The organism is Chamaesiphon polymorphus CCALA 037, assembly GCF_003003845.1.
Classification (GTDB): domain Bacteria; phylum Cyanobacteriota; class Cyanobacteriia; order Cyanobacteriales; family Chamaesiphonaceae; genus Chamaesiphon; species Chamaesiphon polymorphus.
The window spans coordinates 1-13,164 of record NZ_PVWO01000117.1; the positions used below are offsets into that span (position 1 = coordinate 1).

General features: G+C 46.9%; 15 protein-coding genes and 1 other annotated feature. Of the genes, 7 read left to right on the forward strand and 8 right to left on the reverse strand.

Features of this window, described 5'->3' with window-relative positions:
- Window positions 1-83 precede the first annotated feature (83 nt).
- The 3 genes from C7B77_RS11270 (at window position 84) to C7B77_RS11280 (ending at window position 2,398) form a co-directional block, all read left to right on the forward strand.
- Window positions 84-953, forward strand: a complete 870-nt coding sequence (locus C7B77_RS11270; RefSeq protein ID WP_106304269.1) for a glucose 1-dehydrogenase — start codon at window positions 84-86, stop codon at window positions 951-953.
- A gap of 8 nt (window positions 954-961) precedes the next feature.
- On the forward strand, window positions 962-1,924 hold the full coding sequence (locus C7B77_RS11275) for a VOC family protein (RefSeq protein ID WP_181243815.1): 963 nt from the start codon (window positions 962-964) through the stop codon (window positions 1,922-1,924).
- A 117-nt stretch (window positions 1,925-2,041) separates the two neighbouring features.
- Window positions 2,042-2,398 (forward strand): hypothetical protein, encoded by a 357-nt coding sequence (locus C7B77_RS11280; protein WP_015161987.1) that lies wholly within the window; start codon window positions 2,042-2,044, stop codon window positions 2,396-2,398.
- Window positions 2,399-2,557: 159 nt separating this feature from the next.
- On the opposite strand, the gene mscL is transcribed toward C7B77_RS11280, so the two are convergent.
- Together mscL and C7B77_RS11290 are read right to left on the reverse strand one after the other, a co-directional pair.
- A complete protein-coding gene (mscL, locus tag C7B77_RS11285) occupies window positions 2,558-2,995 on the reverse strand; it encodes a large conductance mechanosensitive channel protein MscL (RefSeq protein WP_106304275.1) in 438 nt (145 codons plus the stop codon).
- A 244-nt stretch (window positions 2,996-3,239) separates the two neighbouring features.
- A complete protein-coding gene (locus C7B77_RS11290) occupies window positions 3,240-4,736 on the reverse strand; it encodes a hypothetical protein (RefSeq protein WP_106304277.1) in 1,497 nt (498 codons plus the stop codon).
- 250 nt (window positions 4,737-4,986) lie between these two features.
- On the opposite strand from C7B77_RS11290, the gene bchI reads away from it, so the two are divergent.
- Window positions 4,987-6,066: a magnesium chelatase ATPase subunit I gene (bchI, locus tag C7B77_RS11295; protein WP_106304280.1), complete on the forward strand. Its 1,080-nt coding sequence runs from the start codon at window positions 4,987-4,989 to the stop codon at window positions 6,064-6,066.
- A gap of 85 nt (window positions 6,067-6,151) precedes the next feature.
- Here bchI and C7B77_RS11300 read toward each other — a convergent pair whose 3' ends face one another.
- From C7B77_RS11300 to C7B77_RS11310, 4 genes are all read right to left on the reverse strand, one after another.
- A complete protein-coding gene (locus C7B77_RS11300; RefSeq protein WP_181243816.1) occupies window positions 6,152-6,835 on the reverse strand; it encodes a PEP-CTERM sorting domain-containing protein in 684 nt (227 codons plus the stop codon).
- Between the two features lie 774 nt (window positions 6,836-7,609).
- Window positions 7,610-8,098: a 2TM domain-containing protein gene (locus C7B77_RS11305; RefSeq protein ID WP_106304286.1), complete on the reverse strand. Its 489-nt coding sequence runs from the start codon at window positions 8,096-8,098 to the stop codon at window positions 7,610-7,612.
- Window positions 8,095-8,265: a hypothetical protein gene (locus C7B77_RS29885; RefSeq protein WP_181243817.1), complete on the reverse strand. Its 171-nt coding sequence runs from the start codon at window positions 8,263-8,265 to the stop codon at window positions 8,095-8,097. Before C7B77_RS29885 ends, C7B77_RS11305 begins: the two co-directional genes overlap by 4 nt.
- A 93-nt stretch (window positions 8,266-8,358) precedes the next feature.
- Window positions 8,359-8,565 carry a DUF2839 domain-containing protein gene (locus tag C7B77_RS11310; protein WP_106304290.1) on the reverse strand — a complete coding sequence of 69 codons (207 nt, stop codon included), beginning with the start codon at window positions 8,563-8,565 and terminating at the stop codon, window positions 8,359-8,361.
- A 248-nt stretch (window positions 8,566-8,813) separates the two neighbouring features.
- Window positions 8,814-8,977 (forward strand) — a sequence feature (ribosomal protein L10 leader region).
- Between the two features lie 48 nt (window positions 8,978-9,025).
- On the opposite strand from C7B77_RS11310, the gene rplJ reads away from it, so the two are divergent.
- The 3 genes from rplJ (at window position 9,026) to C7B77_RS11325 (ending at window position 12,351) form a co-directional block, all read left to right on the forward strand.
- Window positions 9,026-9,547: a 50S ribosomal protein L10 gene (gene rplJ / locus C7B77_RS11315; RefSeq protein ID WP_106304293.1), complete on the forward strand. Its 522-nt coding sequence runs from the start codon at window positions 9,026-9,028 to the stop codon at window positions 9,545-9,547.
- 55 nt (window positions 9,548-9,602) lie between these two features.
- Complete coding sequence (rplL, locus tag C7B77_RS11320; protein ID WP_106304296.1) at window positions 9,603-9,989, forward strand: 50S ribosomal protein L7/L12; 387 nt, start codon at window positions 9,603-9,605, stop codon at window positions 9,987-9,989.
- Between the two features lie 430 nt (window positions 9,990-10,419).
- A complete protein-coding gene (locus C7B77_RS11325; RefSeq protein WP_146138272.1) occupies window positions 10,420-12,351 on the forward strand; it encodes a hypothetical protein in 1,932 nt (643 codons plus the stop codon).
- A gap of 91 nt (window positions 12,352-12,442) precedes the next feature.
- On the opposite strand, the gene C7B77_RS11330 is transcribed toward C7B77_RS11325, so the two are convergent.
- The gene (locus C7B77_RS11330) at window positions 12,443-12,982 is read right to left on the reverse strand and encodes a hypothetical protein (protein WP_106304302.1); all 540 of its coding nucleotides are present in this window, start codon (window positions 12,980-12,982) and stop codon (window positions 12,443-12,445) included.
- A 40-nt stretch (window positions 12,983-13,022) separates the two neighbouring features.
- Window positions 13,023-13,145, reverse strand: coding sequence for a hypothetical protein (locus tag C7B77_RS31395; protein WP_281261349.1), 123 nt, complete (start codon window positions 13,143-13,145; stop codon window positions 13,023-13,025).
- Window positions 13,146-13,164: the final 19 nt, after the last annotated feature.

Consider the following 13,164-nt stretch of genomic DNA (forward strand, 5'->3'; position numbering starts at 1 on the left):
GGTTGGGGGGGTAAAGATTTTCGCCGCAGTCAATTCACCTCCAAGTGTCTAAGACCTCACACCACCCCAAAAGCTAAATAGTTATGACCACAGAATTTCGTCCGACTGCCGAACAAATTCCCGCCCAAACGCTGCCCTATCCTGCCAGCCAGGAAGACATGATTCCCCAACCAGATAGCGACCTGTCCAATTACAGTCCTGCTGGTAAGCTGCACGGTAAAGTAGCTCTGATTACTGGTGGCGATTCGGGCATCGGTCGAGCTGTCGCGATCGCTTATGCAATGGAAGGTGCTAATGTAGCAATCGTGTATAACGAAAATGACAAAGATGCTAACATTGCTAAAGCACTAGTTGAAGAAACAGGTCAACATTGCCTGACAATTAAGGCTGATGTCCGCGATTCGGAAGAGTGCAAACAAGCGGTTACCCAAACCGTCGAGAGATTCGGACAATTAAATATTCTCGTTAACAATGCGGGCTACCAAAAGGTACAGTTCGAGATTGAGGAAATCTCAGACGAACAGTTTCGCCGCACGATGGAAACCAATATGTTTGGGTACTTCTATATGCTTAAAGCTGCCTTACCACACCTCAAAGCAGGCGATACTGTCATCAATACCAGCAGTATTCTCGGCTTAATTGGCAAAGAGTTTTTGGTCGATTATTCCGCTAGTAAAGGAGCCATTAACGCCTTTACTAAAGCCACCGCTCAAAACCTCGCCAAACGTAAAATTCGGGTTAATGCCGTCGCTCCTGGCCCCGTCTGGACGCCGGGAATTCCGGGGACGATGACCGCAGAGCAAGTAGACAATTTCGATAAGGATAATGCGATGGAACGCGCCGCGCAACCGGAAGAACTCGCCCCCACATATGTCTACTTTGCCTCTGAAGACAGCAGTTTTGTAACTGGAGCGATCCTCGAAGTTACAGGCGGCCAAGTCTCTAGTACGTGAGGATGGTAATGTCCATTAATCAGGTCAAATCGATCGCGATGACGGTGGCGGATATGGATCGATCGATCGAATTCTATACCACCGTCTTAGCATTTACAAAGATCGCCGATCGTCAAGTTATCGGCGTCGAAGCTGTCGATGAATCATGCCTATCAGCAGATCGAGTGCCACAAGCCACCAAAATTCAACTGCGAGTAGTCGAGCTGCAACTCGGTAATGAAACGATCGAACTGACCGAATTTCTCACCCTCAAAGGAAGACCGATTCCCTCCGATTCGCGCAGTCACGATCGCTGGTTCCAGCATATCGCGATCGTCGTCTCAGACATGGATCGCGCTTACCAACATTTGCAACAGCATCGAGTTAGCCAAACATCTCCCAACCCACAAACCCTACCCGCTTGGAACGCTATCGCTGGGGGTATACAAGCGATGTATTTTCGAGATCCTGACGGTCGCGATCTCGAACTGATTCACTTTCCTCCAGGCAAAGGCGATCCCAAATGGCAACAGCCAACCGATGCCCTCTTTTTAGGCATCGATCATACCGCGATCGTGGTAGCAGATACGTCGGCTAGTCGCGCCTTCTACTGCGATTTGTTAGGGATGAAACTGCAACAGGAAAGTGAGAATTTTGGCGTCGAGCAAGAACTGCTCAGTGGCGTTGCCAATGCCAAAGTGCGAATTAGTAGTTTGGCAGCCCCTACGGGCTTGGGCATCGAGCTATTAGAATATCTAGAGCCGATAGATGGTCGTCCGATGCCTCCCGATACGGAGTCCAACGATCTTTGGTACTGCGAAACCACGCTGGTTGTTGCCGATACCATGGATACCGTCGATCGACTCAATACTGCTAACTTTCCCCTGGCGTGCGCTGAGGTCACACCATCGGATACATCGGCTTTAGAATTCGACCGAGACTTCCTGATTTTAGACCCCGATGGCCACACAATTCGGCTAGTCGATCGCTAAAAAAAAGCAACTGTAAATCACTACCAAAATAGCGTGAAAACCGCTTGATATAATCATCACAGGCTATTCGATCGACTCTATAATAGATGTATAGAGATAGAAAAGGATAAGCCGAGCGTGAAGATTCAACCCTCTGTACTAGTTCACCTGGGATTTGGTAAATACGTTCGATCGGACAACGTGGTCGCACTGATTCCCCTAGAGCAGGAACGCGGCCCCGGACGGCGCACGATCGTGTATCTCCAAGGCCAAGAAGAACCGATTGTGGTGTCTCGATCGGAAGATACGATCGTCCGCGACTTAGTACAAGAGCCGCATGAAGTTACCCAATCCCGTCAGCAACAAGAAATCTTGCGGGACTTATTGCAAAACCTCGATGGCGTCAATGCCACCGTCCGCCGCATCAGTCGCGACGAAGGCGGTCTCGATCTCGATCGATTAGAGGATCGGATTAGCAAGGTACTCGAAAATTAGGTTAGCATGATGCGCTGAAGTTCGGTCTCGATCGAACTCCATCCCTACCCCACTTCGTTGAGGGTAGAGACTTACGTTGATTTCGTTAAAAACAAGGGATGGGGAATTACAACCTAACTCCCCATCCCCTATTCCCTATTTTTTACTCCCTACTGTTCTCTACATTGTAGGTGGTAGTTCTGAAGTACAATGAGCGCACTTAGTTGCCGCGATCGGAATTGTCGATAGGCAATACGGACATTCCTTCGTATCTGCCGCGTCTAATTTTTCTTCTTTTCTCTTGAATTTTGCCATCCCTCTAACCATTAAGAAGATGACAAACGAGATGACTATGAAGGTAATAATGTTAGAGATAAACAATCCCAACTTAGCCGCACCAACTACCCAGCTTTCCAAATCCTTTGCACCAGAGGCTTTGATCGTTGGTTCGAGAATTGCTGGCGTAATCACATCTTTGATCAGGGAGTCAATTACTTTGCCAAAGGCTCCACCCATGATTACGGCGACTGCCAGGTCAAAAATATTACCTTTAATGACAAAATCTTGAAAGTCTTTGATAAACCCTGTGGCCGCGTTTCTAGAAGATCTGATGGTCATAATTTTTAGTTTTTTCCTAGTTCGATATTAATAAATAGTGGATCGAAAGTATGACACATTATATCGCAATTGGTCTGTAAATCGATTAATATTCAAAACTTAACGTTACAAATATTACTAGCTATCCTAAGTACGATAGTAAGTTGGAATTACCAAATTATTGTATAGCAATACTTCGATCCAATCGTTTTACAAACCGAAACTCAGCTAGCGATAATATACACGCAAACAGATCGATTTACGCTCAGTTGAGACTACTCATAATTCGCACTAACAAGATAAAAATTATTCCCACCGCAAAAGATAATATCCACAACCATCTAGAAAATTTGGTCGCGATCGCCAGCCGATCTTTGTGGAGAGATTGAAGATTGTTGCATAGCAAAATTAGCTCGTCTTGGCGCAGATTAAAATTATCTAACTGGAGTGCAATCTGCTGTTGGGTATCGTGCTTGACTGATTCGATCTCAGACTGGAGTGCGGAGATGGAGTATCGATCGTCTTCAATTTGTTTGCTAATATCTGCAAATTGCGATCGCACGCTCTCGGCTTTTTCGATCGTTTGGACGGTTAATTCGTAGAACTGTTGTTGCTCTTGACTGACAGATTGCGATAGTCGGGAAAATCTGCGTTCGACTTCAGTCAGCCGTAATTCCAGAGCTTGAGATGTTTCGACAATGCGGCTGTGAATATTGGTAATTTGAGCATCGAGAGCGTGTAAATTGTGCAGCTTGGTACTCAGTTCGACACTCATTCCGGCGATTTTGAGTCGATCTGTGGCGATCGTTTGAGATAAGCTCTCAATTGACTGGTGATATTGACTAAATTTGTCCTCTGAGTCGCTACTGGTTGCGGCTACTTGCTGTTGAATTGCCAGCAAAGAATCATAAAAAGCCTGTTGTCCGATCGTCACTCGTTCGTGGGCAACTACTAAGGCATAGCGAGTGGTTTCGAGTTGCGCCAACATCGATCGAATCTCTTCGTAGCTGCCAAATTTGTCGAGATTAGTGACGATTTCCGTGCGAATTTGCTCTAATGAGCCGAGCATTTGCTGGACTTTTTCGACTCGCTCGTAGCTGTGCTGTGCTAATTGTTGGGTGCTAAATTTAATTTGCTGGGCTTGACGGACATTGGCATCGACTCGATCGACTTGAACTTGATTGCGCTGATGTAAAATTTCTAATTGGGTACAGGCGGCGTTGAGTTGCGCGCGGGTGGTATTTAGCTCTTGCAGCAACTGCTGAGTATGCGTAACGGGTGCAGTAGTAAGGATACTGGAGAGGATCCCATCGATCGAGTTATCCTCAGCGGCTAGATCGATATTTGGCGGGTGTGGAGTTGCCAGTTGCAATGCGATTAATAGGGCATCGAGTTCGGTTTCGAGATCCATTTCGCCCGTTTTCAGCGCGCTTTGCTCGATCGGACTACGACCGGGATCCGGTCGCTCCTGAGATAATGAGAGTGCAGCGTTGGAGATTTCTTCAGCCGAGCTATCTGACAACAGTAATGTATCTGGATCGGTAACAGTATGCTCCCACACCCGATCGGGCCGATCGGCGACGACAGGATCTGCGAGTGGTTCTAGATGAGAATCGAGCGATGGGGAGATTCGATCGTCGAGATCGAATATATTGCCAATGTCCTGTGCGTCGGTTGGCAACATCGATGTCACTGGGGTCGAACAATGCGCGTCGATCTGCTCGAACCCAGATACGCCGTCAATATCAGAAGCTGAATTCATTTGGGTACATACCTCCTAAAATTGCCTAGCAACATCATGTGCCATCTAAATTTGGTATGCCACAAATCCGTTAAATCGCTAAATATTATAACTGTCGATTTCGGGATTCTAAATAGACTTTATGCTGAATATTGGTACTCGATCGCTACCCGATCGAGCGTGAGAATCGCTGTGAGATCGTGTGTGACCGCTCCCGCGAACCATTATAATGAAGGGCGATAATCAAAATTATTTAAGATAGGTAATCATCGTGGCTGCTACTGTCCAATCGCCCACTACAGCGCGTCGAGTTGTATTTCCATTTACTGCTATTGTGGGGCAGGAGGAAATGAAATTAGCTCTGTTATTGAATGTCATCGACCCTTTTATCGGTGGGGTGATGATTATGGGCGATCGAGGTACGGGAAAATCTACCACGATTCGGGCACTAGCAGACCTACTCCCAGAGATTGATGTAGTCGCTGGCGATCCTTTCAATAGCCATCCGATCGATCCCGATCTGATGAGTGAAGAACTACGTCAGGAATTTTTGACGACACATGCAACTTTCCCCGTCGCGACCAAAAAAGTCCCGATGGTAGATTTACCTCTCGGTGCGACCGAAGATCGCGTTTGTGGCACGATCGATATCGAAAAAGCTCTCTCCGAAGGCGTCAAAGCGTTTGAACCCGGATTGTTAGCCAAAGCCAATCGGGGCATCTTATATGTAGATGAAGTCAACCTCCTCGACGATCACCTCGTCGATGTCTTACTCGACTCGGCAGCCAGTGGCTGGAATACCGTCGAACGCGAAGGGATCTCCATCCGTCACCCCGCCCGATTTGTCCTCGTCGGTTCGGGAAATCCTGAAGAAGGCGAACTCCGTCCCCAACTCCTCGACAGATTTGGGATGCACGCCGAAATTCGCACTGTCAAAGAGCCAGCACTCCGCGTTCAAATCGTCGAACAACGATCGGACTTCGATCTCAATCCGCACAAATTTACCGCCGAATATCAAGCCGAACAAGTCCTGCTCCAACAGCGGATCGTCGATGCCCAAACCAGACTCGCCAGTGTCACCCTCGACTACGATCTGCGCGTCAAAATCTCCCAGGTGTGCTCTGAATGCGACGTAGACGGACTCCGAGGCGATATCGTCACCAACCGCGCGGCCAAAGCTTTAGCCGCCTTTGAAGGGCGTACGGAGGTCACTCTCGACGATATTCGCCGGATCGTCGCACTCTGTTTGCGCCACCGACTGCGCAAAGATCCATTAGAATCGATCGATTCTGGCTACAAGGTTAATAAAGTCTTTGCCGAAGTATTCGGGGTCGAGTTGGCAGAAAAATAATTTGTCTGCCTACCTCAATCCCCCGATACATTAAAAAATCCGGCGGCTATTTTTAGCAGCCGGATTAATTTTTCTGGCCATTTACTTACTTAGAGAAGCGATCTAATTTAACAGTTTTTTTGCTGAGTTTGCGCTTGAGTAAGACGACAGAACCAAAGGCAAATGCTGTGCCCACCAAGTCAGAAGGTTCGGGTACTGCCGTAGTAGCAGCAGGGTTGGAGGTAAGGACGATATTGTCGAGAACGATACCACGAACTCCTGAATTGGTCGATGCAAATCTCAGAGTACCATTTGTAGGATTAGAGATAGTCTGGCTAAATGCAGTGAAAGAGCTGCCTACAGGATCGTTCAACGTCGCTAATAGAGTGCTTCCGAGAAAGACCTGAGCAGAAGTAGGAACTGTGACAAGTTCAGTATTTCGACCAAAATCAAATGTTAAGGTAGCTGACTCACCAGGAAGGAAAGTAAAACTATTTACAGAGGCAATCGTACCTGAAGTAGTACCATTTAAATCGAGGTAATTGCCATTTGGTGGGCTGGGGTAAATATCGATACCAGTTCCTTGTCCGATAATATCAACGTTACCAGCGGTTACATTGAAAGATGAATTAAGAGAACCAGTTATTTCCTCTGTAAATGGAGCACCAGAACCAAAATTTTCAGATAATAGGATAGTAGCTGCTTGGGCGCGATCGAATCCACCCAAAGATAATGCTAAGGTCGAGAGTCCACCGACAGCGACGCCGCTGAGGATAGAACGGGTTGTCATTTGCATAGTAGTCTGCCTGTAAATACCTAAGAAACTAGCTGTGTACTAGGAAAAGGAGGGCTGAAGCAAATTCACAACAATCTGTCGTTACTACTTCATGACAACAATTTACGATGCACTAAGCCATATGTCAAGAATATTTTGCTACCACCTACTAGCATTATGTACGAGTTAGTTACATTTTCCGCACTACAGGATCGCGATAGAATGGTCGTTTGAGCGAAATTCATTATGATGAAATATTCGCTACAATCTCGTCTGAGAGAGATTTATGATTAGATCGACAGCTAGTTCCAAAATATCTTTAAAATCGAGCTAGCCCGATTACTAATAATTTCAGCTCATACATAGATTCAAGTGTGTTTTTTATTACTGGCTTCCAGGTATTGGCTGTATAGGTAGCATCAAGATCGGAGCTGGGAAGTATTATCGATAATTGGCTGACAACGATCGAGTCGATAGTGATATCCATCAACTCCTTAGTGGTAGCTTTTGTCGATCGTCCAAATGGCGACACGAGATTGCCCGACAATATAATGGAGATCGCGACCCAACCGATCCTAAACGAGAGTGAGGTCTGCTGGAGAGATAAATACACCATCTGGCGAGACAGCTAACATCGCAGCGATAAAGCTAGCATCGCTCGGGCATTTTTATCGTCTACTGGTGGTGACAGACCGAGGTTACAATGCCTAAATGTCAAATAGCGTCCATAATAATAGCCACAACCATGGTTGTGGCTATTGTCTACCCTCGATTCTAACTGGCAACAGCTCAAACTAACTTATCAATTAAGCCAGTAATCGATTTTTGAATCTTTTGTTTGCGTTCCCAACTTTGAAAGGCACGAGTATAAGCCTCGCCCTGACGCTGGTAAAACAATTTCCACGCGTCCAAACCGACGCCCATACCCCAAAAAATTAGCACGTACAAAGACCAGGGTACGCCGAAGCCAGTCAAAAAGTTTAAGGCAACCAAGCAAACATTGGTAATTGCATATTTGCCGAATTTATCTTGTAACTTCGATCGACGGTAAATCTCGAATTCTTGGTATTTATCGTTCGTCTGTTGTTGCGTCAGCCACTTATTTTCCGCCAGCTTGAGCGTCCCCGGTGCGATCCGCAATTCCTCGGCAATTTCTAACAACTGTGCGTATGATAGCTCCGTGTCCGCGTGTGGATGCTGTGCCAGCGCAATGTTCAAGATTTGTTGGACATCTTCCTGGCTATAGGAGCGAGTTAAGGATTGTTCTGAAGAGTTCATATCCGATCGTTGGCTTGGCTTCTATTTAAGAGAGTCGAACTAATGATAAAGACAGGGACTAATGCCCATACTTTAATTATGACATCGATCGCTGGCTGAGGTAGGGATCGATCGCTACCCCAATCGCCGTACTTGACAGTAGTTTCAGAGCTGGCGTCAGCAGACAAAGGCAGAGGGCAGAGGGCAGAAGGAAGACTTAACTACTATCCACTATCCACTATCCACTATTAAACAGAGTCCCGCTAGCAGATGCGAGTACTTTACCCCACAATTTTCCACCAGCCCAAACTCGGCCCGATCGCGCGCACCATCAACCAGGCAAATACCAATAGTCCGATCCCAATCCAAGCTCCCATCGTACTCACGCGCACAAATTCCGCCGATTGAGCGGTCGTCAGCGGCAACCAAGATACAATTCGCCGTGCATCAGGTTGTCCTTGCTCTTTGCGCCGTTTTGCATCGCCCATAATATCTACTCAACTATGACTCTACTTAATAGAATCTAGGTATTATTTATAGTTGATGTCAACCGCGTGCAACTAATTTTAATCAACTCGTCTAGTAATCGATCCCTCGATCTAGCAACGCCAGTTAGAATTACTTGCCGAGCGCGCACCGTTCGTGCTATATTGATTAAGGCTAATTTGCGGCTAGACCGCAACACTATATTAATTTAAGTATTTGAGGTTCGGTCGCGACTAAAAAATTGCGTTAACCAAAATTCAATAGCCAACCACAGACAGCAGGAGCGCATAGCTTAATTTCCCTGCCGAGGTTAACGCAAACAGCAGTAGCGATCGCCACTAAAGATTAGTGGCCGATCGCCAGCGACTGAATGAAGACCTCGGCACCTAGTGTCGGGGTTAGTTTTATGCCTGCTGTACCGTTCGCGCCCAAAACTCGATCGCCCAAGAGGTAAGCACCATTATGGGGAGAACCCTAGTAAACAAACAAGCGATCGTCGCAACGCTCAAACAAGAATTGAGCGAAGCTACCATGGTCGCGGTGATTAACTACCAAGGTCTAACCGTGGCAGAAATCACCGATCTGCGCCGTCGGATTCGCCCCAAAGGCGGACTCTGTACGGTTACCAAAAATACCTTGATGGGTAAAGCGATCGAAGGCGATGCCAACTGGCAAGCACTAGAACCCTTACTCCAAGGTTCTTCGGCATTCTTATTGCTCAAAGATGACATTGGTGGCTCGATCAAGGCTTACCATGAATTCCAAAAAGCCAGCAAGAAAACCGAACTCCATGGTGGAGTCATGGAAGGTAAAATCCTCACCGGAGCTGATGTCAAAGCCATCGGCGATTTACCCTCCAAAGAACAACTCATGGCTCAAGTTGCTGGTGCTCTCAACTCCGTCACCGCGAAAATCGCGATCGGCGTCAAAGAAATCCCTGCTTCGATCGCCCGGAGCTTGCAAGCTCACGTTGACAAAGAATAAAGCGCGAAGCCGCTATCTTTCGTCAATATTGTCACCCATATACAGGAATTAACACATGTCTGCTGCAACCGATACAATTTTAGAACAGTTAAAAAGCCTCAGCTTGCTCGAAGCGGCTGAATTAGTCAAACAAATCGAAGAAGCTTTTGGCGTCAGTGCTGCTGCACCCATCAGCGTTGCTGCTGTTGGTGGCCCTGCTGCTCCTGTAGAAGCTGTTGAAGAGAAAACTGACTTCAACGTCGTCCTCGAAGGCTTAGCTGACGAAAGCAAGAAAATCTCCGTCCTCAAAGTCGTCCGTGCGATCACTGGCTTAGGCTTGAAAGAAGCTAAAGACTTGGTTGAATCCACTCCTAAAGACGTTCTCACTGGCGTACCTAAAGCCGCTGCTGATGATGCTAAGAAACAGCTTGAAGAAGCTGGCGGTAAAGTCGCTCTCAAATAGGTAGCTATTCGCGATCGATAACAAAGGGTTACACTCTTTGCACCCTATAATTCACCACGAGGCAACGATCTATTGCCCCGTGGTGAATTTTTGTTTTGACCCAAAATCTAGCTGCGGCGATCGCCTAGATCTCCAAAAGTCGATCGCGGCTCGATTCTGGTAAGATTTTAAGATATCATTGTGTCACAATTATCCACTCCAGATAGTAGCTAATACAGATCGAGAAACCTAGATTGGGTATTAGCGGGCATCAAATTTCTAGCCGTTCTAATTATTGTAAATATTCATACATCGTAATTTATAAGTCTTGCCGCAACTCGATCGAACGGAGTCGATCGACATTCGTAAAGATGAAGTAACAGTTTAGGCTCTTTACCGTTCGATCGGATCCCCAACTTAACTCAAAGCCGCTATAATTTTCGGTTAATATATGCACTCAGCCACGCGACTGGATGACCTCAAAATTTTAGAGTGTTTCCTCCAAAACTCTCTTCACGCTCACATTGGGCGGATTATCCCATTCCGGGTGCAGTGCCTATATAAAGATGATACGCTCTGGGTACTCGCCCAACATCCAGCAGATGTGGTCATCGATATTCCCGATACCTTTAGCGTGCTGGAACGCGCCTTGCAAGCAGAAGAACCCAAAACACCCCTATCCGTCAAATTATATCTGCGAGCGGAAGGCAATCAACGTCCCTACAGTCAACAAGGCTTTACAGTTTATCCTCTAGTCAAAAAAACCGTACCGGGAGAAGCCGCCCCCGAAATGACTGGTACGGGCGAAGACCGCAATTCCTTTGGCCACGAACGCGATCGAGGGCTGTACCCACACAGCGATCTTTCACCGGGCAAACCTCTTGACATCTCAGATAATCGCATGGAAAATTCAGAACACATCCCATCTACCGTTCCCGAAGTCGTCTCTGACGATAACGCTCTAGTCGTACCAGGCGCTCGCCAGCCGCGAGCGAGTCGGATCGTTAAAATCGATACCGATAAGTTTGTCGCCAATATCGAGCACTCCTTTGGAGCTACCACAGACGCTGATTATCAGACTGTCTACCCAGCTTCCAAACGTCGCGGCAAATTAGTACCGATCCTCGGCGGTTTGGGGCTACTGGCGATCGGCTCGGGGGCGGCTTATATGGGTACGCGTCCTTGTGTATTATCTGTCTGTACCGCGCTCAATACCGCCACCCAGCTTAAGCAGTCATCGCTAGCCACGATTAAAAATCCCGCAGTCACTGGACAAGAAGTATTAACTGCTCAAAAGCAATTACGTCAAAGTGTGGTGTTGCTAGAGTCCATTCCCATGTGGTCTGGCAATTATAGTACCGCTCAAACATCACTCCAGCAGACAACTCCCCTCGTCGCCGATCTCGATACCACTGTAGAGGGGATGAATAAAGCCTTCCAAGCGGCAAATCTCGTCAAGACACAACCGATTCCGTTGGCAACATGGCAACAGAGCAAGCAACTGTGGACGCAATCGATCTCCAGTCTCGGTAGAGTTTCACCCAATAGCCAAATCTACCCCCTCACCCGCCAAAAACTCACCGATTATCAAAGCCGACTGGCAGATATCGATCGCCGGATCGAAGCCGAAACATCTGCCGATCGCAATCTTAAATCCGCTACAGAGGGCATCAAAGCTGCAAAACAAGCTCAAGCATCTGCGGTATCTTTAGCCCAATGGCGCAGCGTCAAAACGCTCTGGGACAATGCCAACTCGCAACTGACGAGCATTCCCCCAACGACTACCGTTTATCCTCAAGCGCAAGAAATCATCAAGGCTTATCAATCCCAGTTTACAACCGCTCAAGATAAAGTCATCGAAGAAGAAAAAGCCGCTCAAAACTACAACAAAGCCATCAAATTCGCTCAAGCAGCAAAACTATCTCAAAAAAACAACAAATTGGCGCAATCGGCGTCCGAGTGGAGTCAGTCAGTCGCAGCAATTCAGAGCATTCCGCAAACTAGTTCTGCGTACACTCAAGCCCAACCCTTAATCTACGAATACACCAAAAGTTTTCAGCAGGTACAGAGTCAAGTCAAGGCGATCGAATCGCGCGAACTAGCCAACAAAGATCTCCAAAAAACTTGTACGGGCGAACCGCAAATCTGTTCGTTTACAGTTAGTAATAAAGCGATCGTGGTGCGGTTGACGCCGCTCTATACCCAAACCTTGATGCAGACAGCAGCAGCAGCCACCAGCCAGGGTGATGGTAACGCCAAAGTCGGTATTCTCAAACACGTCCAAACACTCGGTAATGCCCTCCAAGCGATCGGTGACAATGCCAAGCTGCCGATCGAAATCTACGGTGCTGACGGTAAGCAAATTCAAAGCTATAAGCCGTAATTCGATAATTCGATCGCCGCGCTCTACATCCCCGACTTCTCCAAGAAGTCGGGGATGTGTCTTCTAGATTGTCAAAGGATTGGGTGAAAATCTATTTTTTATCGATTAATTGATTAGCGATCGCACACCATTCTTGACGCAAGTTACGCTCGGTAACTGTATCCGTAGTTAAAGGTTTATTTACGCGATCGGGATATTTTTGATAAAACAATTTATCCACATCTGCTGCAACGATTTTAGCTTTACTCATCCGAGTAGGTAGATCCAGACATTTATTTTCAGGACTGATTGCAGTTGTCGGAGCCGGACTAACACTCGGCTCGATTTGGGGTTGGCTTGTCGCGAGTGGTTGTGGTTTGCTAAATCCGGCAATTATGCTCTTGGCTACATTAAATAAGCCAGATAAAATTAAGGCAATAATAAATAAACCACTTACCACGATCGCTGTACGTTTGAGCGGCAATCGCAATCCTGCCCACAATCCTGGCTGAGATTCGACTTCACCACTACCAGATGATGACGAGAGTGGTGAGCTACCGCCCATCCTAACCGTTTGTGGTGTTTCGATCGGTGTCTGATTCAGATTTGGCGGCTGAGACTGGTGCAAGGATTGGGTTTCTTTAGGTTCCATATTGACTACAGGATCTGAGAATTGTAATCGCTACTTTCTATTATAGAGAAATGTCATGAAAAGCTTTGGCTAAAGCTGCTTGCAAATCGCGCGCCGCAATTATCGGCGTTGCTGGATTTAAGGTATGATTCTCAGTTTTTACAGCAAAATTATTCCTCTTCATCTCTTTCATACCTCAATCC

Coding starts and splice junctions, on each gene's coding strand:
- C7B77_RS11270 (WP_106304269.1), top strand. CDS start 84: ATGACCACAGAATTTCGTCCGACTGCCGAACAAATTCCCGCCCAAACG.
- C7B77_RS11275 (WP_181243815.1), top strand. CDS start 962: ATGTCCATTAATCAGGTCAAATCGATCGCGATGACGGTGGCGGATATG.
- mscL (WP_106304275.1), bottom strand. CDS start 2,995: ATGACCATCAGATCTTCTAGAAACGCGGCCACAGGGTTTATCAAAGAC.
- C7B77_RS11290 (WP_106304277.1), bottom strand. CDS start 4,736: ATGAATTCAGCTTCTGATATTGACGGCGTATCTGGGTTCGAGCAGATC.
- C7B77_RS11300 (WP_181243816.1), bottom strand. CDS start 6,835: ATGACAACCCGTTCTATCCTCAGCGGCGTCGCTGTCGGTGGACTCTCG.
- C7B77_RS11305 (WP_106304286.1), bottom strand. CDS start 8,098: ATGAACTCTTCAGAACAATCCTTAACTCGCTCCTATAGCCAGGAAGAT.
- C7B77_RS11310 (WP_106304290.1), bottom strand. CDS start 8,565: ATGGGCGATGCAAAACGGCGCAAAGAGCAAGGACAACCTGATGCACGG.
- rplJ (WP_106304293.1), top strand. CDS start 9,026: ATGGGGAGAACCCTAGTAAACAAACAAGCGATCGTCGCAACGCTCAAA.
- rplL (WP_106304296.1), top strand. CDS start 9,603: ATGTCTGCTGCAACCGATACAATTTTAGAACAGTTAAAAAGCCTCAGC.
- C7B77_RS11325 (WP_146138272.1), top strand. CDS start 10,420: ATGCACTCAGCCACGCGACTGGATGACCTCAAAATTTTAGAGTGTTTC.
- C7B77_RS11330 (WP_106304302.1), bottom strand. CDS start 12,982: ATGGAACCTAAAGAAACCCAATCCTTGCACCAGTCTCAGCCGCCAAAT.
- C7B77_RS31395 (WP_281261349.1), bottom strand. CDS start 13,145: ATGAAGAGGAATAATTTTGCTGTAAAAACTGAGAATCATACCTTAAAT.